The organism is Xanthomonas cassavae CFBP 4642, assembly GCF_000454545.1.
GTDB classification, from domain to species: Bacteria; Pseudomonadota; Gammaproteobacteria; order Xanthomonadales; family Xanthomonadaceae; genus Xanthomonas; species Xanthomonas cassavae.
In genome coordinates this window covers 2,521,346-2,540,680 of the sequence record NZ_CM002139.1, presented here as the reverse complement: position 1 = coordinate 2,540,680, position 19,335 = coordinate 2,521,346, and the positions used below count along the sequence as shown (strand labels likewise).

The 19,335-nt window shown below is 65.0% G+C and carries 15 protein-coding genes; 4 read left to right on the top strand and 11 right to left on the bottom strand.

All coding sequences use genetic code 11. From position 1 onward, the window contains the following. Positions 1 to 92: 92 nt before the first annotated feature. The 8 genes from XCSCFBP4642_RS0111190 to ndk all read right to left on the bottom strand — a co-directional run bounded on the left by XCSCFBP4642_RS0111190 (position 93) and on the right by ndk (position 8,105). Complete coding sequence (locus XCSCFBP4642_RS0111190) at positions 93 to 1,313, bottom strand: molybdopterin molybdotransferase MoeA (RefSeq protein WP_029219857.1); 1,221 nt, start codon at positions 1,311 to 1,313, stop codon at positions 93 to 95. A gap of 158 nt (positions 1,314 to 1,471) precedes the next feature. Beyond that, positions 1,472 to 2,869, bottom strand: coding sequence for a ribosome biogenesis GTPase Der (gene der / locus XCSCFBP4642_RS0111185; protein ID WP_029219856.1), 1,398 nt, complete (start codon positions 2,867 to 2,869; stop codon positions 1,472 to 1,474). A gap of 10 nt (positions 2,870 to 2,879) precedes the next feature. Further along, entirely contained in the window at positions 2,880 to 4,097 is a 1,218-nt protein-coding gene (gene bamB / locus XCSCFBP4642_RS0111180) for an outer membrane protein assembly factor BamB (RefSeq protein ID WP_029219855.1), read from the bottom strand. Then, the gene (locus XCSCFBP4642_RS0111175) at positions 4,097 to 4,735 is read right to left on the bottom strand and encodes a YfgM family protein (RefSeq protein ID WP_029219854.1); all 639 of its coding nucleotides are present in this window, start codon (positions 4,733 to 4,735) and stop codon (positions 4,097 to 4,099) included. The genes bamB and XCSCFBP4642_RS0111175 overlap by 1 nt, the downstream gene beginning before the upstream one ends. 70 nt (positions 4,736 to 4,805) lie before the next feature. Next, positions 4,806 to 5,660: a helix-turn-helix domain-containing protein gene (locus tag XCSCFBP4642_RS0111170; protein ID WP_029219853.1), complete on the bottom strand. Its 855-nt coding sequence runs from the start codon at positions 5,658 to 5,660 to the stop codon at positions 4,806 to 4,808. Further along, positions 5,657 to 6,445, bottom strand: coding sequence for a type IV pilus biogenesis/stability protein PilW (gene pilW, locus XCSCFBP4642_RS0111165; protein ID WP_029219852.1), 789 nt, complete (start codon positions 6,443 to 6,445; stop codon positions 5,657 to 5,659). The genes XCSCFBP4642_RS0111170 and pilW overlap by 4 nt, the downstream gene beginning before the upstream one ends. 10 nt (positions 6,446 to 6,455) lie before the next feature. Further along, positions 6,456 to 7,661, bottom strand: a complete 1,206-nt coding sequence (gene rlmN, locus XCSCFBP4642_RS0111160) for a dual-specificity RNA methyltransferase RlmN (RefSeq protein WP_033898271.1) — start codon at positions 7,659 to 7,661, stop codon at positions 6,456 to 6,458. 18 nt (positions 7,662 to 7,679) lie between these two features. After that, positions 7,680 to 8,105: a nucleoside-diphosphate kinase gene (gene ndk, locus XCSCFBP4642_RS0111155; protein ID WP_029219850.1), complete on the bottom strand. Its 426-nt coding sequence runs from the start codon at positions 8,103 to 8,105 to the stop codon at positions 7,680 to 7,682. 216 nt (positions 8,106 to 8,321) lie between these two features. Here ndk and XCSCFBP4642_RS0111150 point away from each other — a divergent pair, with 216 nt between their 5' ends. The 3 genes from XCSCFBP4642_RS0111150 (at position 8,322) to XCSCFBP4642_RS0111140 (ending at position 12,784) form a co-directional block, all read left to right on the top strand. After that, a complete protein-coding gene (locus tag XCSCFBP4642_RS0111150; protein ID WP_029219849.1) occupies positions 8,322 to 8,954 on the top strand; it encodes a TetR/AcrR family transcriptional regulator in 633 nt (210 codons plus the stop codon). 24 nt (positions 8,955 to 8,978) lie between these two features. Beyond that, a complete protein-coding gene (locus XCSCFBP4642_RS0111145) occupies positions 8,979 to 11,414 on the top strand; it encodes a 3-hydroxyacyl-CoA dehydrogenase/enoyl-CoA hydratase family protein (protein WP_029219848.1) in 2,436 nt (811 codons plus the stop codon). A gap of 164 nt (positions 11,415 to 11,578) precedes the next feature. Further along, positions 11,579 to 12,784: an acetyl-CoA C-acyltransferase gene (locus XCSCFBP4642_RS0111140; protein WP_029219847.1), complete on the top strand. Its 1,206-nt coding sequence runs from the start codon at positions 11,579 to 11,581 to the stop codon at positions 12,782 to 12,784. Positions 12,785 to 13,095: 311 nt separating this feature from the next. On the opposite strand, the gene crcB is transcribed toward XCSCFBP4642_RS0111140, so the two are convergent. From crcB to XCSCFBP4642_RS26965, 3 genes are all read right to left on the bottom strand, one after another. Beyond that, positions 13,096 to 13,497, bottom strand: coding sequence for a fluoride efflux transporter CrcB (crcB, locus tag XCSCFBP4642_RS0111135; RefSeq protein ID WP_029219846.1), 402 nt, complete (start codon positions 13,495 to 13,497; stop codon positions 13,096 to 13,098). A gap of 179 nt (positions 13,498 to 13,676) precedes the next feature. Then, complete coding sequence (locus XCSCFBP4642_RS0111130) at positions 13,677 to 15,050, bottom strand: replication-associated recombination protein A (RefSeq protein WP_029219845.1); 1,374 nt, start codon at positions 15,048 to 15,050, stop codon at positions 13,677 to 13,679. 4 nt (positions 15,051 to 15,054) lie between these two features. After that, positions 15,055 to 15,348 carry a hypothetical protein gene (locus XCSCFBP4642_RS26965; RefSeq protein WP_228325723.1) on the bottom strand — a complete coding sequence of 98 codons (294 nt, stop codon included), beginning with the start codon at positions 15,346 to 15,348 and terminating at the stop codon, positions 15,055 to 15,057. On the opposite strand from XCSCFBP4642_RS26965, the gene xopZ reads away from it, so the two are divergent. Beyond that, positions 15,277 to 19,332: a XopZ family type III secretion system effector gene (gene xopZ, locus XCSCFBP4642_RS0111120; protein ID WP_084624784.1), complete on the top strand. Its 4,056-nt coding sequence runs from the start codon at positions 15,277 to 15,279 to the stop codon at positions 19,330 to 19,332. The two genes, XCSCFBP4642_RS26965 and xopZ, sit on opposite strands and share 72 nt — an antisense overlap. Positions 19,333 to 19,335: the final 3 nt, after the last annotated feature.

The following is a 19,335-nucleotide window of genomic DNA, read 5'->3' as shown; positions in this document are numbered from 1 at the left end:
TTTGCAGGCCCACGTAGCGCAGTGGCCGCGCTACGCCGTAGTGCCAGTCAAGTAGTGCACAAGCACAAGGAATGCGCGCATGCCTCGCACGCCTACAGCGCGTAAGGAATCACCCGCACGATCTCGCCAGCTTCGAAACGACGCGCCTGCTCCGGCAGCACGATCAGCGCATTGCTGTCGGCGGCACCACGCAGCAGATGCGAGGCGTCGCCACGATGCGGCAACGCGCTCAGGCGTCCATCCGCGCCGCACTCCAGCCGCCCGCGCAGAAATTCCAGCCGATCATGGCGCTTTTCCCAGGGGCTGGCCAGCGCGGCATTCCACAGCGGCCGCGGCTCGCTGCGGCCCTGCAGGCCATCCAGCAACGGCACACCATAGGCGATCAGCGTTGCCAGCACCGAGACCGGATTGCCTGGCAGCCCCAGGATCACGCAGCGGCCGATCTGCCCCAGCACCGCCGGCATGCCCGGGCGCATGCGTACGCGCCAAAAATGGATCTGTCCCAGTTCGCCAATCAGCCGCGGCAGATAATCCTTTTCCCCCGCGGACACGCCGCCACAGGTGATCACCACATCGAACGCTGCCGCTGCATCTTCCAGCATGGTGCGGATGCGCTGCGGATCGTCCGGCAACGTCGGCCACGCGGTGGGCGCATAGCCCAGCGCCCGCAGCTGCGCCATCAGCATGTCGCGATTGCTGTTGTAGATCTGTCCGGGCCCCAGCGGCATGCCCGGCTCCACCAGTTCGTCGCCGGTGGCCAGCACCGCAATGGTGGGCCGCGGCGCCACCGCCAGCCGCGAGACCCCGAGCGCCGCCGCCAGCCCGATGCGGGCCGGGGTCAGCACCTGCCCGGCCTGGATCACCAGATCGCCGGCACGCACATCGCTGCCAGCCAGGCGCACCGAGGCACCGGCGCCTGGCGCAGTACGAATAAGCACCAGCCCATCGCGCTCTTCGGTGTCTTCCTTGGGCACCACGGTGTCGGCACCGGCCGGCAGCGGCGCGCCGGTAGTGATGCGCAGGCATTGCCCTGGACCCAGGGTGCCGTCCCAGCGCTCGCCGGCAAATTGCTCGCCGACCAGTTGCAGGCGAGGTTGCGCCTCTACCAGATCGGCATGCCGCAGCGCAAAGCCGTCCATCGCACTATTGGCGAACGCAGGCAGCGCGAGCGGAGCAATCAGATCGCCGGCACAAATGCGCCCATCGGCACGTGCGGTGGCAATCGTCTCGTCCGGCGGACGATTGGCGCCCGCCACGGCATGCAGGATCTGCAGCGCCTGCGCGTAGGCAATACGGGTGGGAGAGTCGTTCATGCCGCGAAGGATACCAGCGCCCTGCGACAGACCGGTGCGCAGCGCCGCCTCGAAAGACAGTGCTGCAGGCGGCCCTGTCTGGCGCACGACACGTAGCGGCCCATGCGCGGCCGCGTCGTCGCCACCACCACGCCGCGCATGCGACGCGGTGGCGGGTCTCACTTGCCCTTGACGTGCCGCATCAGCCGCCGCTTGCGCGCAACCTGGCGGTCGGTCAGCGGGTTCTTCTTGCCTTCGTACGGATTGGCACCTTCACGGAAGATGAAACGCACCGGCGTGCCGACCAGCTTGAAACGCTTGCGGAAGAAGTTTTCCAGATAGCGCGTGTACGACTCCGGCAACACCTTCAGGCGCGTGCCATGCACGATGAAGGTCGGCGGGTTCGCACCGCCCGGATGCACGTAACGCAGCTTGGAGACGTGGCCACGGATGCTCGGCGGCGGATTGGTCTCGTAGGCGATTTCCAGCGCCTGGTTCACTTCGCTGGTGCTGAATTCGTGCGTCGCCGAGGCGTGCGCGCGGTGAATCGCCTGGAACAGCTCGCGCATGCCCGAACCATGCAGCGCGGAGATCCGCACCGCCTCGGCCCAGTTCACGAAACCCAGCTTGCGCGACAACAGGTCTTCGGCCTGCGCCCGCTGGTAGTCGCTCTGCCCGTCCCACTTGTTGATCGCCACCACCAGCGCACGGCCGGCATCCAGGATGGCGCCCAGAATCGTTGCGTCCTGATCGGTCACGCCTTCGGTGGCATCGAGCATCAGCACGGCGACCTGGCACTGCTCGATCGCCTGCAGCGTCTTGAACGCACTGAATTTTTCGACCGCCTCTTCCACCTTGCCGCGACGGCGCAGGCCGGCGGTATCGATCAGGCGGTACTGGCGATTGTCGCGTTCCAGATCCACCGCGATCGAATCGCGCGTGGTGCCCGGCACTTCGGAGGCGATCATGCGCTCCTCGCCCAGCAAGCGATTGACCAAGGTGGACTTGCCCACGTTCGGCCGGCCGACGAAGGCGATACGCACGCGCGCCGGGTCGTTGTCCAGTAGCTCGCCGGCCCCTTCTTCCGGCAGCCGTGCACCGACGTCCTCAAGCAGTTCGTCGATGCCCTGCCGATGCGCGGCAGACAACGCCACCACATAGGAGAACCCGTAGCGCGCGAATTCCGAGCGTACGGTTTCTTCATCGGTGCCGTCGATCTTGTTGATCACCAGTACGGTCGGGCGCGCCAGTTTGCGCAACCAGGCCAGGATCTCGTCATCGAGCGAGGACGCACCTTCGCGGCCATCGACCACGAACAACACCAGATCGGCTTCGCCGGCGGCGGCGCGCGCCTGACGCGCGGTGGCGCCGGCCAGGCCTTCTTCCTCGCCGGCGATACCGCCGGTATCGACGACGATGAAGGGTTGCTGCTCGTCCAGGCGGCAGACACCGTAATTGCGGTCGCGGGTGACGCCGGGCTGGTCGTGGACCAGCGCGTCACGGGTGCGCGTCAGCGCATTGAAGATGGTGGACTTGCCGACATTGGGCCGTCCAACCAGGGCGACCAGAGGCAGCATCGCAAGGTCCTTATTGTGCCAACCGGAAGGCGGAGAGATCGCCATCGGTATTTTGTACCAGCAGAATGCCATCCACGACCACCGGCTGCGCCAGCAGCGTGTCGCGTCCAGCGCGAGCGCGCGCGGCCAGAGCACCGTCGCTGAGCTTCAGCCAGTGCAGGTAACCCTTGTAGTCGCCGACCACGGCATAGTCGCCCTGGATGGCCACACCGGTCAGCGAGCGGCGCGCCAAGGCGGCCTGCGACCACATCGCCGCACCGCTGCTCTTGTCCAGGCCCCACACCGATCCAGCGTTGTCGGACACCACTACCACAGCGGAGGACACCCCAACGCCGCCGGCGCCGCCATGATCGCGCGTCCACAGCGGACGGCCGCTCGGGCCTTCCAAGGCGAGGGTTTCGTTCTTGAAACTGGTGGCGTACAGCGTGGTGCCATCCAGCACCGGTGCGCCGTCCACGTCGGACATACGCTCCAGCTCGGTACGGCCTTCCGGCACGCCAATGGCCTGCTCCCACAACGGACGACCGTCCTGCAGCGCCAGCGCACTCAAGGTGCCGCTGTCGTTGCCGACGAATACCACGCCCGGGCCGGTCACGATCGGCGCATTGCCACGCACCGACAGGGTCGGGCCTTCCTCGGCGTGGAACCAGCGGCGCTCGCCGGTAGCGGCATCGAACGCGGTCACGCGACCATCATTGCTGCGCACCAGCACCAGATTTTGCGCGATCGCCGGTGCGGCGATCACTTCGTTCGGCACCTTGGCGCGCCACTTTTCAGTGCCGTCGGCCTGGTTCAGGGCAATCACATCGCCGGACAGACTACCGATCACCACCAGCCCTTCGCCAACCCCGGGACCACCGGACAGGCGCTGCTTGAACTTGCGGTCGTTGCGCTCTTCCTTCTTGGGCGCGTATTCCCACACGCGCTTGCCGGTCTGCAGGTCCAGTGCCTGCACGCCGCCAGTGATGGCCGCTGCATACACCTTGCCATCGGCAACAGCCGGGCGCTGACGCACCCCGATATGCCCTTCGCCCTTGCCCACCCCGGTGGACCAGATCTTGTCGACCTTGACCGAAGGCTCGAACTTCACCAGCTCAGCCGGCTCCTGCGCCTTCTTGGCCGCCGCATCCTTGCCCGCAAACCAGCCCTTGACGGTGCTGCAACCGGCCAACGAGGCGCCCATCAGGGCGATCAACGCAATGCGCTTGTACATGGTGTCCTGCTTCATCAAATCTGCTCCGCCGGATCGGGCACCTTGCCGCCCACATCCATCAGCTTGGTTTCCAGCAAACGGCGCTGCGGCGAGGCCACATCCACCGTGGGCAGTGCCCGGGTATACAGCGCACGCGCCTCATCGGGCTTGCCCTGCGCGACCAGTGCATCGCCACGGATTTCCAGGCTGGCATGGTCCTGCGCATCGGCCAGCAGCTTGATCGCTTCGTCCGGCTTGCCGCTTTCGATCAGCACGCGCGCCAGGCGCTGCTGCACGATCTGCTTGAGCTCGCCTTCGGCGGGTACGTCACGCAGGGTCTTGATCGCTTCGGCATTCTTGCCGGCATCGACCTGGGCCTTGGCCAGACGCAGTGCCGCAAGCTCGGCGTAGATGCCGCCCTTGCCGTCGTCCAGTGCCACGATGTCCTTGGCGGCCTTGTCCAGGTTCTTGGCCTGGATCGACTTCACCACCGCCTCGTAACGGGTGTTGGCTTCAACCAGCTCGGTATTGGTGCGCTTTTGCCACCACTGCCAGCCCAGGATCAGTGCCAGCCCGAGCAGGACACCGCCCACCAGACCCGCACCATTCTTTCTCAACCAGGAACGAACGCGTTCGCCTTGTTCGTGTTCGTCCAGCAGATCGTCGATCGCCATGCGTACTCTCGCTCCGTCATCCCGGAGGCGCGGAACATCAAAAGGGAAAAATGAAAAACCGCAGTCCGCTTCACTCGGAAGCAGGCACCACGGAGCCGTCGGAGGATACCGCAAAACGTGCCACGTTAGCGCGCTGGAACGGTTTCACGTCGACGATACTGCCGCCTTGCTGAACCTCTACCGCCGACGCGTTGCCCAGCACGATGCGGCCTACCTGGCCCGGCGAATAGGTGCGATGTTCGCCGGAACGAATCAGCGCCTTCTCCACCGCAGTGCCATCCGGCGCCAGGATCTGTACCCAGCTGTCGCCCCTGAAACTCAGTGACAGGCTACCGCCAACGGCTGGCGCCGGCGTTTCGCTGGCCGGGGTCGCGCGCGGTACCGGCGTCATCGACGCGATATACGGCGCCGGCTGTTCGTGTGGCGCGGCCGCAGGCTGCGCTGCGGTGGCGGCCGGGTCACCGGCCTTGGTGGCCACGGGCATGCTGTCCAGCGACACCGTGCTTGGCGCCTTGCCATCCAGGTGCGAGCGGGTCGCGTACCAGACCGGCACGGCGAACACGCCGGTGATGACGACGTACATCGCCTTGCGCGCGGTACTTTCGAAAATACGGCGCGCACGCGGCGTATGGGTGTGGCTCACCAGCCTGACCGGCTCGACCGGCGCGATGGTGGCTTGCTGCAACAGCGGCTCCAGGTCGACCTGCAACAGGCGCGCATAACTGCGCAATTGCCCGCGCACGAACACCGGCGCGCCGAGGCGCTGCCAGTCTTCCTGCTCCAGCGAACGCACCACGTGGGCGGGCATGCGCAGCTTGCCCGCCACCTCGTCCACACTCAGACCTGCTGCCTCGCGCGCTTCGCGCAAGTGCTGTCCGCAGCCCTTTTCCTGCTCGAAAGGGTTCGGATTGGAATCACTGATCACAATGCATTGGCCCCGGGATTAGCGGTCGCTGCGTCAGGAAATTCCTTGACCAACCGCTGTTGGTAACGGCCGGCAGCTACCTTGTCGCCCAGCCCTTGCTCAATCTGAATGGCGAGTTGTAACACGGAAGCCGTTGCCGGTGCAGCCGCGAGCCTCCGCTCGACAAATGCGCGTGCCTCGAAAAAATTGCGGCGCCCCGCTTCCAGACGCGCCATCGATTCCAGCGCATAGGAATTGTTCGGGTCCAATTCCAGCGCCTTGCGCAGATCGCCGATCGCACGTTCGGGCTGACCAGCCTTCAACGCACAACCACCGGCATTACCGAGCGCAGACGCTGGCGATGCGTAGGTTCTGTCGGTGAGTGCCCGATCGAACCACAGCAGCGATTCGGCAGGCGAGCCATTCGCGCACAGCCAGGCACCGTAGTTATTCAGCACATCGCCACGCTGGGGAGCCAGCTCGGCAGCGCGGCGGTACGATGCGCCCGATCCGGTCACATCGCCCCTGGCGCCCTGGATCAGGGCCAGCATGCCGATGGCATCCACCGACTGCGCATCCTTCTTCAACGCCGCCCGCACCTGCTCCTCGGCACCGGCGTAATCGCCGGTCTGCAGCCGGTTGCGGGCCAGGCCGAGCTTCTCCTGGACGGCAAGACGATTCTTGGTGGCCTTGTCGTCGCGGAACGAATACACCGGCGCGACTTCTTCCACACTCTTGGCCGAACCGGCCTTGGCATTGCGCCCGCCGCAGCCGACCGCGCACAACGCGATCGCCACGGCCGCCATTAACGCGAGTTCACGCTGCCGCATCTCGACCGGCCTGCCCTTCCAATGTGCGGCGGAACTCCGCCTGGCGACGGGTGCGGTCCATGACCTGCCCCTTGAGCTGCCCGCAGGCCGCATCGATGTCGTCGCCGCGGGTACGGCGCACCATCGTCAGCACCTGAGCGTCGAGCAGGATCTTCTGGAATGCACGGATCTCGGTTTCGCCGGAGCGCTCATAGCGCGTGCCGGGGAATGGGTTGAACGGAATCAGGTTGACCTTGCCGGCGTCCTGGGACTGCACCGCATTGTCGAACTGACGCATCAGCCGGGCCAGCTGGCGCGCATGCTCCGGCTGGTCGTTGATGCCCTTCATCAAGGTGTATTCGAAGGTCACCGAATCGCGCTTCTTGCTGCCTCGCAGATAGCGGGCGCAGGACTCCATCAACTCGGCAATCGGGTACTTCTTGTTCAGCGGCACCAGGCTCTCGCGCAAGGTGTCGTTGGCAGCATGCAGGGACACCGCGAGCGAGACATCGCTCTCGGTGGACAGCCGGTCGATCATCGGCACCAGGCCGGAGGTCGACAGCGTGACCCGCTTGCTGGCCAGGCCGTAGCCCAGGTCGTCGCGCATCACGCTCATCGCGCGTACGACGTTGTCGAAATTCATCAGCGGCTCGCCCATGCCCATCATCACTACGTTGGTGAGGCGGCGCTGCTGGTGCGGCACGTTGCCCAGATGGCGCGCCGCCACCCACACCTGCCCGATGATCTCGGCGGTGGTCAGGTTGCGGTTGAAGCCCTGGGTGGCGGTCGAACAGAAGGTGCAGTTCAGGCCGCAACCGACCTGGGAGGACACGCACAGCGTGCCGCGGCCCTTGTCGGGGATGTAGACGGTCTCGATCGCATTCTTGCCGTCGGTGCCCATGGCCAGCAGCCACTTGTGGGTACCGTCGGTGGAGGGCTTGTCGAAGACGACATTCGGGACAAGGACCTCGGCATGCTGGTGCAACTTCGCACGCAATGCCTTGCCGAGGTCGGTCATCTGGTCGAAATCGGTGACGTAGCGGTGGTGGATCCACTTCATCACCTGATGGGCACGGTAACGCGCTTCGCCAAGAGTCTCGGCGAAGAAGCGCTCAAGTCCCTCGCGATCGAGGTCGAGCAGGTTCTGCTTGCGCACCGGCGCTGCGGGGACGGGAACGTCCTGCAGCACGGCGGGGATCACGACCTCATTCACGATTCGACTCTCTCGGCCTCAGCGCGAGACCACTTCCGTAGCGGCAAAGAAATACGCGACTTCGTTGGCAGCGTTCTCGACCGAGTCCGAGCCGTGGGCGGCGTTGGCATCGATCGAATCGGCGAAGTCGGCGCGGATGGTGCCCGGCGCAGCGTCCTTGGGATTGGTCGCGCCGAGCAGGTCGCGGTGCGCAACAACGGCGTTCTCGCCTTCCAGCGCCTGGATCATCACCGGGCCGGAGATCATGAACTCGACCAGCGCGTTGAAGAACGGACGCTCGCGGTGCACGGCGTAGAAGCCCTCGGCTTCACGGCGCGACAGCTGCTTGTACTTGGCGGCCACAACCTTCAGGCCAGCCTTCTCGAAACGGCTGTAGATTTCGCCGATGACGTTCTTGGCAACGGCGTCGGGCTTGATGATGGACAGGGTGCGCTCCAGCGCCATGGGAATTCTCCGTTGGGCGGGCCACTGAAGGCCCGAGGTTATCATGAAAAAAACCCGCGTCAAAACGCGGGCTTAGGCTTCTTTGCGATGGTCAATTCTATCTCGTTGGCCATTTGTTTGCATACCGCCCCCTGAATCGTGCTGCAGTGCCGCATGACCAGTGCACGATCCTGGCCGTAGACTCAAACAATCGTTTGATTGAGCCTGACCCGACGCATGCCCAAGCCAGCCCACTTCTCCACCAAGGACCGCATTCTCGGTGCGGCCGAGGAGCTGTTCGCCCAGCATGGATTTGCCGGCACCTCGCTGCGCCAACTCACCACCCAGGCCGACGTCAACATCGCCGCGGTCAACTACCACTTCGGCTCCAAGGAAAACCTGGTCAACGAGGTGTTCCGCCGGCGCATGGACGAGATGACCACCGTACGGCTGCAGCAGCTGGAAGCGGCGAAGAAGTCGCAGCCCGGCGAACTCACCGCGGTGCTGGCGGCGTTCGTCGAGCCCGCGCTGGCGATGGCGCAGGACCGCCAGAACGGCGGCGCCTTCGTGCGCGTGATCGCCCGCGCCTATGCCGAAAAGAACGACAACCTGCGCAAGTTCCTGTCCGACCACTACGGGCATGTGCTGCGCGAATTCGGCAAGGCCATCGCCGCCTGCGTGCCGGGCCTGAGCAAGGAGGAGCTGTACTGGCGGCTGGACTTCCTGGCCGGTGCGCTGACCTATGCCATGGCCGATTTCGGCCTGATCAAGCGCCCGGCCGGCGTCAGCGAGGCCGACCACCGCGCCCGCGCGGCGCGCGAACTCATTCGTTTCGCGGAACCCGGTTTCCGTGCTCATTCCACACCGTAAACGTTCCACCAAGAGGCTATTGCTATGTCCAATCCATTGCTAGTTCGTCGCGCCGCCGTGCTCGGTGCCGGCGTCATGGGCGCGCAGATCGCCGCGCACCTCACCAATGCCGGCGTCGACACCGTGCTGTTCGACCTGCCTGCCAAGGACGGTCCGGCCGACGGCATCGTGCTCAAGGCCATCGCCAACCTGGGCAAGCTCAGTCCCGCCCCGCTCGCCAGCAAGGCGCTGGCCGAAGCGATCACCCCGGCCAACTATGGCACGTCCGATGACAGCAGCGGCCTGGAGCAGCTGCGCGATTGCGATCTGATCATCGAGGCGATCGCCGAGCGGATGGACTGGAAGCAGGACCTGTACAAGAAGATCGCGCCGTTCGTCTCCGAGCATGCGGTGCTGGCCTCCAACACCTCGGGCCTGGGCATCAACAAGCTGTCGGACGTGCTGCCCGAGCAGTTGCGCCACCGTTTCTGCGGCGTGCATTTCTTCAACCCGCCGCGCTACATGCACCTGGCCGAGCTGATCCCGGCCAAGGGCACCGACAAGGCCGTGCTGGAAGGCCTGGAAGCGTTCCTGGTGACCACGCTCGGCAAGGGCGTGGTGTATGCCAAGGACACACCGAACTTCATCGGCAACCGCATCGGCGTGTTCTCGATCCTGTCCACCATTCACCACACGCAGGAGTTCGGCCTGGGCTTCGATGAAGTGGACGGCCTGACCGGCCCACTGGTCGGCCGCCCGAAGTCGGCGACCTACCGCACCTCCGATGTGGTCGGCCTGGACACCATGGCGCACGTCATCAAGACCATGGGCGATACGCTGCCAGACGACCCGTGGCACCGGTACTTCACCTCGCCGAAGTGGCTGGACGCGCTGATCGCCAAAGGCGCGCTGGGCCAGAAGGTCGGCGCCGGCATCTTCCGCAAGGTGGGCAAGGACATCGTGGTGCTTGATCTGGAAAATTTGAAGAGTCTGGCCAAGGATGACCAGGCTTCTGCGGAGGGATCCGCAAGTCCCTATCGTCCGGCTGACCGGGCCGCTGCGCCGGAAGTGATCGAGATCCTCAAGATCAAGAACCCGGCCGAAAAGTTCGCCAAGCTGCGCGAAAGCCAGCACCCGCAGGCGCAGTTCCTGTGGGCCACCTTCCGCGACCTGTTCCATTACAGCGCCTATCACCTGGCCGATATCGCCGAGACCGCGCGCGACGTGGACCTGGCGATCCGTTGGGGCTACGGCTGGTCGCTGGGCCCGTTCGAAACCTGGCAGGCCGCCGGCTGGAAGCAGGTGGCGCAGTGGATTGCCGAAGATATCTCCAACGGCAAAAGCATGAGCAGCGCGCCGCTGCCGAACTGGGTGTTCGATGGTCGCGATGGCGTGCATGGTGCCGAAGGCTCGTACAGCCCGGCACGCGACGCCAAGCTGCCGCGCTCGGCACTGCCGGTGTACAAGCGCCAGCGTTTCCCGGACCCGCTGCTGGGCGAGAAGTTCTCGCCGGGCGAGACCGTGTTCGAAAACGACGGCGTGCGCATGTGGCATGACGGCGACGACATCGCCGTGGTCAGCTTCAAGACCAAGATGAACACCGTTTCCGACCACGTGCTCAATGGCCTGCAGGAAGTGGTGGGCCGCGCGGAGAAGGACTTCGCCGGATTGGTGATCTGGCAGCAGAAGGAGCCCTTCTCTGCCGGCGCCGATCTGGCCGGCGCGCTGGGTCTGCTGCAGGCCGGCAAGGTCGATGCATTCGAAGCGCTGGTCGCCAACTTCCAGGCCACCAGCCAGCGCATCAAGTACGCGCAGGTGCCGGTGATTTCGGCTGTGCGCGGGCTGGCGCTGGGCGGCGGTTGTGAGTTCCAGATGCACAGCGCCAAGACCGTGGCCTCGCTGGAGAGCTACATCGGCCTGGTGGAAGCCGGCGTCGGCCTGCTGCCGGCCGGTGGTGGCCTGAAGGAGATCGCTGCACGCGCTTCGGTTGCGGCGGGTCCGGGCGGCGATGTCTTCGCCGAGCTGAAGAAGACCTTCGAAACCGTGGCGATGGCCAAGGTCTCCAATTCGGCCGTCAATGCGCAGGAACTGGGCCTGCTGCGCGCCACTGACAAGGTCGTGTTCAACAGCTACGAGAGCCTGCACATCGCCAAGGCCGAAGCGCGCGCCCTGGCCGAGGGCGGCTACCGCGCCCCGCTGCCGGCACGCCGCATCCAGGTCGCCGGCGATGTGGGTATCGCCACCTTCAAGATGCTGCTGGTCAACATGCTGGAAGGCCGTTTCATCAGCGACTACGACTACGAGATCGCCACCCGCATCGCCACGGTGGTCTGCGGCGGCGAAGTCGATCGCGGCGCGCTGGTGGACGAAGAATGGCTGCTCAAGCTGGAGCGCAAGCACTTCGTCGAACTGGCCCAGCAGGAAAAGACCCAGGCGCGGATTGGGCACATGCTCAAGACGGGAAAGCCGTTGAGGAACTGAGATTGGTGATTCGGGATTGGGGATTCGCAACGGCGATTCCCCAGTCCTGCACGACCTTCGCTTCCACCAAATTCATCCGCCGGGTTGGACCATTCGGACATTGGGATTCGCTTTGACGAATCCCAAATCCCAAATCCCGAATCCCGGCTATCGGAGATAGCCAAATGAGCAAGCAGATTCAAGAAGCCTACATCGTCGCCGCCACCCGTACCCCGGTCGGCAAGGCGCCCAAGGGCGTGTTCCGCAATACCCGTCCTGACGACATGCTGGCGCACGTGTTGCGTGCAGTCGTGGCGCAGGCGCCGGGGATCGATCTGTCGCGCATCGACGACGCCATCATCGGCTGCGCCATGCCCGAGGGCGAGCAAGGCATGAACGTGGCGCGCATCGGCGTGCTGCTGGCCGGCCTGCCCAACAGCGTGGCTGGCCAGACCATCAACCGCTTCTGCTCGTCCGGCATCCAGGCCGTGGCGATGGCGGCCGACCAGATCCGTCTGGGCAACGCCGACCTGATGCTGGCCGGCGGTACCGAGTCGATGTCGATGGTGCCGATGATGGGCAACAAGGTCGCGATGTCGCCGAGCGTGTTCGCCGACGATCACGTGGCCATTGCCTATGGCATGGGCATCACCGCCGAGAAGGTGGCCGAAGAATGGAAGGTCTCGCGTGAGGATCAGGATGCATTCGCGCTGGCCTCGCACCAGAAGGCCATCGCCGCGATCGCCGCCGGCGAGTTCCGCGACGAGATCATCCCGTATGAGATCCATTCGCACCAGCCCGACCTGGCCGGCAATGTCGTCGCCCTGCGCAAGCGCCTGGTCGACACCGACGAAGGCCCGCGCCCGGACAGCTCGCTGGAAGGCCTGGCCAAGCTGCGCCCGGTGTTCCGCAACGGCCAGTTCGGCGGTAGCGTCACCGCGGGTAATTCTTCGCAGATGAGCGATGGCGCCGGTGCCGTGCTGCTGGCCTCCGAGCAGGCGATCAAGGACTACGGCCTCACCCCGCTTGCGCGTTTTGTCAGCTTCTCGGTCGCTGGCGTGCGCCCGGAAGTGATGGGTATCGGCCCGATCGCCGCGATTCCAAAGGCGCTCAAGCAGGCCGGGCTGACCAAGGACCAGCTCGACTGGATCGAGCTCAACGAAGCCTTCGCCGCACAGGCGTTGGCCGTGATCCGCGACAGCGAGCTGGATCCATCCAAGGTCAATCCGCTGGGCGGCGCGATTGCACTGGGCCACCCGCTGGGCGCCACCGGCGCGATCCGTGCCGCCACGCTGGTGCATGGCCTGCGCCGTCGTCAGCAGAAGTACGGCATGGTCACCATGTGCATCGGCACCGGCATGGGCGCTGCGGGCATCATCGAAGCGCTGTAAGGCACGTTGAAGCGCGGGGTCGGCCTTCCGGGTCGACCTGGTGTTTCCGTCTGTGTAATCGACCCGCCGATATCAGGCTTTAGCGATTAAATCGCCATGCCGTCACCAAAAGGGCGTGCGCAAGCACGCCCTTTTCTTTCTCGATCAATGCGGTCTTGCCAAAGTCGTGGCGATCCAACGCATATCCCCCGCGTGCCCATTGAAACGCTATGCATTGCATTCTGATGCAATGGTCATGTCGCCGCGGCGACTGAAGCCGTCGATCTAGTTGCAATAGGTACGCCGCAGACCCCGCGACCAACTAGCGGCGCTCAGCGCGCCACCAACCATTGACCGGTCCGCGCACCTGCAAAGACCAGCGCCAGTCCAGCCAGCAAGGTCACCGCCAGATAGATGCCGATCATCGTCGAGCGGTCGGTGCGCGCAAACACCAGGCACTCCATCATCAGCGACGAAAACGTGGTCAGCCCACCGATCACGCCGACGATCAACAAGGCCCGCAGCGGCCAGCTCGAGGGCCCGCGTGCATCCAGCCAGACCAGCAACACGCCGGCCACGAACGACCCGAGCAGATTCACCGTCAGCGTTCCCCACGGGAAGCCGGTGCCGAAGCGCTGGATCAACGAGGCACCGATCGCAAAACGCAAGCCCGATCCCAGTGCGCCACCGGTCATCGCCAGCACCAGCTGTTGCCACCACACCGGTGCATTCATGCGCGCACCCCGCGACCAAAGCGTGTCTTCGACAAAAAAATGTGCAACATCGGCCTCATCCTTCCTGAGTCAAGAGCGATGCCGGGGCACAGACCTGCCGCCCCGGCGGGGCGGGCAGGCATCACCAGCGCGCAGGGTGCGTGCGGCTCGAGGAGGAATGCCATCTCCTGTGCGGCCGATTATGCCGTGGGCTTGTCGGCCTTGTCAGCCCGTGCCTGCGCGCGCGCCTCACGCAGCCGATCGAGCTTTTCCTTCAGCTTGATCTCCATCCCGCGCGGCACCGGATTGTAGTACACGCGCTCGCCCATCGCATCGGGGAAGCCGGTCTGATCCAGCGCGATGCCGCCCTCGGCATCATGGTCGTATTGGTAATCCTGGCCGTAGCCCAGCGTCTTCATCAACGTTGTCGGTGCGTTGCGCAGATGCAGTGGTACCTCCTGCGTGCCGGTGGCGCGCACTTCGGCCTTGGCCTGGTTGAAGGCAGCATAGCCGGCGTTGGATTTGGCGGTGCTGGCCAGGTACAGCACCAGCTGTGCGAATGCCAACTCGCCTTCCGGGCTGCCGAGGCGCTCGTAGATGTCCCAGGCTTCTAGCGCCATGCTCTGCGCGCGCGGATCGGCCAGGCCAATGTCCTCGATCGCCATGCGGGTCAACCGACGCGCCAGATACGCAGGGTCGCACCCGCCATCGAGCATGCGCGTCAGCCAATACAGCGCTGCATCCGGGTTGGAACTGCGTACGGACTTATGCAACGCCGAAATCTGGTCGTAGAACTGCTCGCCGTTCTTGTCGAAGCGGCGCGTACGGTCGGCCAGCACCTGCAGCAACGTCTGCGGCGTAATCTCGCCACCCTCGCCTGCCGCCAGTTCCGCGGCAATTTCCAACAGCGTCAGTGCCCGACGCACATCGCCGTCGGCGGCGCTGGCGATTTCCAGCAGCGACGCTTCGCTGACCCGGATCGTCTCCGTCCCCAAGCCGCGCTCGGCATCGCGCAAGGCACGCTGCAAGGCTTCGACAATATCCTGCGGCGACACGCCTTCCAGCACATGCACGCGGCAACGCGACAACAACGCTGAGTTCAACTCGAAGGACGGGTTTTCAGTGGTCGCACCCACGAACAAAATCGTGCCGCGTTCGATATGCGGCAAGAACGCATCCTGCTGGGCCTTGTTGAAGCGATGCACCTCATCGACGAACAACACGGTGCGGCGGCCACCGGCAAAACGCTGCGCCGCCTCTGCCAGCACCTGCCGCACTTCCGGCAAGCCGGAGAGGACGGCCGAGATCGCCTTGAATTCGGCGTCTGCGTAGTGCGCCAGCAACAAGGCCAATGTGGTCTTGCCGCATCCCGGCGGGCCCCACAGGATCATCGAGTGCACGCGCCCGGATTCGACCGCGCGCCGCAAGGCGCTGTCGGGAGCCAGCAATCGCTTCTGACCCACCATCTCGTCAAGCGTGCGCGGCCGCATCCGCTCTGCCAGGGGCCCCATGGCGCTGCGATCGACATGCAGCAGATCGGGTGTGATCGAGTCGGGGCGTTTGGCTTTGCTCACCCCTTCATTCTACGGCCTGCGCCGGACGTTCCACCACGCAGTGTTCGGCCATCGCTGAGACGCCGACGTTCTCTTTCCAAGCGACCACTTCGCTCAGGTGCAACGCATCGACTGCGCAACGCAATACTGTTACTGAGTAACGAGTGACCGCAATCGCTTGCCGGCATTCCGCATCGGCCACGAGCTGCGCCAGCGCAAGCATCAGGTTCAGCGTACAGATTTCACCATGCCCCGCATTCCGCTTCTCCCTTCCGTCATCGCCGCTTGTCTTCCAGGGATGGCCGAGACCATCGCGCATCCATCCAAGCCTTCTGCGCAGCGGCAGACGCACAACAAATTGGCGACTCCGGACCCATGCGCGTTCGAGGCGGAACTGATCCAGGCACAGGAAGATCCGCTGGGTTGGTCCGCGACGCTGCTTGAGCAAGCAAGACAGCCAAGCGTCGTCGACCCCGGATTGAAGGCCGCTCCCAAACGCAAACACGCTCTCCCGCGGCCCTGCAGGAAGGCCGCAGAGCGATTGGGGCTCAGTAGCGGTGCTCCAGAACCACATACGAGCCTGCTGCGCTATTCCTCGGTGCAGTACGAGCGGGACACACCAGCCGGCCCATCGGATCGCAACGCCGATGCCGCCCGTGATTTGCGAGCAGCCCCGCTGCTGTCCGATGCCACCCAGCATCTCAATGAGGCGCTGATCGCCCGCCTGGAGCAATCCAACAACGACCTGGCCGCACGCATCTCCCGGCGTCGCCAGGACGAACTGACCTACGCGCATGCACAAACGCTACAGGCTGCACGCGAGCAGTTGGCCCTGAGAGCCCGGCGCGCCGCCAACCTCAGCGACAGCATCAACGCGCTGACGCGCGAACGTGCCGAACTGCTGCAACAGCTGCATGGATGCAATGGGCAGACTGATGCCGTGGCGGCCGCGATCCACGATCTCGAGTCGGACATCCTCTCCGCACGCGCGGTATTGAACGCGCTACCGGGCGATCAGCCGGCGCGCGCGCGCAGCGATGCGCTGGCCAAAGCGGTGTTTTTCGGCCGCGGCTCGGCACAGGCAGCACAAGCAGAGCAAGCACTTGCGAAAGCTAACGCGGAGATCGATCAATTGCGAAGCGCGTATGCGCAAGCACGCGATGCGTTGCAGTCAGATCAAGCAGGCAGCTCTGCCAACATGCCGGCGTCTCGCACGCTCGGCTCGCACCTTGCCGCAGAACGAAACCGAGAAATCGAGGCACTGCGTCCACGGCTGGGGCGCAACGAGAACATGCTGACCCTGCAACGCACGCATGCCGAGCGCTGTCGGCGGCATGCGCGGCGCCTACAGCAGCGCCTCGACCAGGTCGAGGCAAAACTGCAGCAGGCGCGACATTCGTCGCGGATCAACACCGAGGAGTTGTGGCAGCACGAACAGACGGTCAGCACGCTGGAAGCTGCGAACGGCGACATGCGGCGCATGGTGGAACATGCAGCCGCGCAGCCGCCGGCCGATGAGGCCCGGCCCGTCGCTGCCGATATTTTCGCCAACACCATGGAGGCACTGCTCGAGGCCCTACCCGGCTTTGGCGAGGAAACCATCGACCCCGTGAGTCGACAGGTTCTGCGCGCCTGGGCTGACGGTCTGCATGGCCGCAGCGCCGCGTTCGGAAGCGACGCCTTGCAGCCGGTCGACGCGTTGCGCATCGCCCTGCAGGCCTTGGCCATCGCCAGCGGGGGCGATGCCACGGCAGCGGCCGACGTGCTGCGACGCCTGGGCGTGGTGCAGTTGCGTGAGCTGATTCCGCCGCCACAGGTCTCCATCGCTGCCGAGGCGGTCCAGCCAATGGAGACCCTCACCGCCTGCGTCGGCCTGTTGGCCAGCGTTCCGCGCGGCATGCAGGTTCTTTCGCACATGCTGCGCGAAGAACCCACGCCCCCCTCCAGGGAATGCTTGGAGGCGGCGCAGATTCACCTGCGTGCCAGCCACCGGCTTGCACTGACGCCGGACGCAGAACAGGCTGAACGCACCTGGCTGGGCGATGCGCAGATGGGAGCGCGCCATGCCGTGCATGGAAACTCCCCGCTGCAGGGCCTGCAGTCTGCAACCGATGCCCAGCGCAGCGCATTTCACGCATTCCGCAATGGCTACGAAACCACCCGGGCAGGTTCACCCTATGCGCGCGTCAACGCATGCCTGCAGATGTTTGCGCAATGGGCGGTAGCAGGCAGCGGACGGCGCGGCAAGCGCGCCCTCAATCCCTTCAACGCACTTGAGCTGGGAATGAAGGTCGGAGCCTCCGAAGCGCTTCCCACAGCCGTGCGGCGCGCCAACGACGCGTTTCGCGAAGCGGCCGGCCACCTGACCAGCTGGCTCGTCGCGCGCCGCCAGATCCAGCTGGCGGGCGGGCGAATGCCGTCGCAGGACGAACTGGCAATGCAGGCGCTATTGGAATACACGCAGTGGCTCCCACACGAGCAGAACGCGACCGACCTGACCTTCACCGCCAAGGTGCTGGGCACGATCGAACGGCGTGGCCAGGAGCTTCAGCGCTCGGTGGCTGCCTCCGTGAACGAGACCGACGATCTGCAGCTGGCGGCGTGCCATCCGGCGATTGCGTCCGCATGGGTTGCATTACGCGCGGGCCGCATGCGTCTGCCGGAAACGCTGCGTCTGATCCAGCGCGGCCTGCTCGACCATGCCGGACAGCCGAGCGACCTGCCGGTCGGTGCAGCGTCCCTGGATGTAGAATTGGCGTCGCACGCACGCAACCACTTTCATCGGGCCATTGGTCATGCCAGTCGCCTTCTGCATGAGGGCGACACCTCCCGCGTCAGATCGCCGCGTGCGCTGTTCGAATGCCTGCGCAACCTGATGGAACGGCTGGAATGGCGCGACAAGCTGCGTCTCACCGAGCAACGTGTGATCGGACTCAATACGACGCCGCTGTCGGCCGCGCTTGCGATCATCCCCAGCGGCCTGGGACTGAAACTCTCCGCGGGCGGCCAGACCAGTTCCGATCGCTCGGTGGAGATTTACATGGGGCGGACGGGGTTGTCGCTGCAGATCGGGCGGCAGAAGGCGCGGCAGTTCAACGCCAGTACCGGCATTAGCGCGGGCGTGCTGCTGCCGGGCACCGAACACGCACCGGTGGGTATCACGGGCGCAGCCGAGTGGCGCATCAAAAAAGAATCGGGCACCGAGCATGGCGTGCAAATCCGCGTACCACGGCGGGGCAAGGGCCAGGAGCTGGAGCAGCGCGCGCAATTCCTGGCCATGTTTGAACACTTGCTGCAACTGGCCGAGCAATCCGGCGGCGATGCAGGCCGGTTGAGCGAGCGCGATTTTCTGGGGGAACTGCTGGCGCACCACCCCAGCATCACCGTTGGCTTGATCGGCCATGCCGACCGCAACGCCTCGGCAACTGAATCCAGCCTCAGCGTCGCTGCCGGCGTGCGTATGGGAAACATGGACGGCCGACCGCGGCGCGCCACCCTGGGGGCGTCGCTCGGCGTGAAAGCGCGGCGGGAAGCCTCCCGTTCGCAGACTCCGATCGAAGGCTACATGACCATGGTGCTGAAAGATTCGAGCGCGCAATCCAGGGTAGAGATCGCAGGGCGCGCATCGGCCAGTGTCGTCGCCCGGCAGTGGACGCACCCAAGCACCGGCAATGCGCCGCCCACACCAGCGGCGCGGCTGTCCATGGCCACGCTGGATCTCGGCTACAGCAGGGAACTGCGCTCGGCCGGCAGCAATACGTTCTCCACCTTGTGGATGTTCAACAACGAAATCGATCCTGTGCGCACGGATCGCGGTTTCGAATTCTTCAATTTCGCCTCATTCGAACGCGAAGTGAAGCGCAACTGGCAGTTATGGATCCACTACGGAATCTCCAAACTGCAGGGCAAGGTCGACGACCAGCGGCTCTACATGGTGGCCGAGCGCCAGTTGCAGGACTTCATCGACCGGGTCCGCCTCCACATGCAAGACAACAAGTTCGCCTCGCTGATCGTGGACTGGGTGTTGCAGGCAGAGGCTGCACCACGTCTTGACGCGTTGCGCGCGCAGGCCCAGCTATTGCGGATCGCCGGATGCGAAGCGCAAGCGGCGGAAGCCGATCGCGCCTTTGATGAGCTGATCAGCCACCCGAGCATCTGGGAACCGACCATCCTGATCCTGCGCGAAAAGGGCAAACGCCAGCGCGAACGTGGCCTCGATTTCTTCATCAAACGCCAGACCAACCACGCGGCGGAGGCGAGTCGGACGGTTGGTCAGTGGATCCCGTACGAGCCAGTCCCGTAGCGC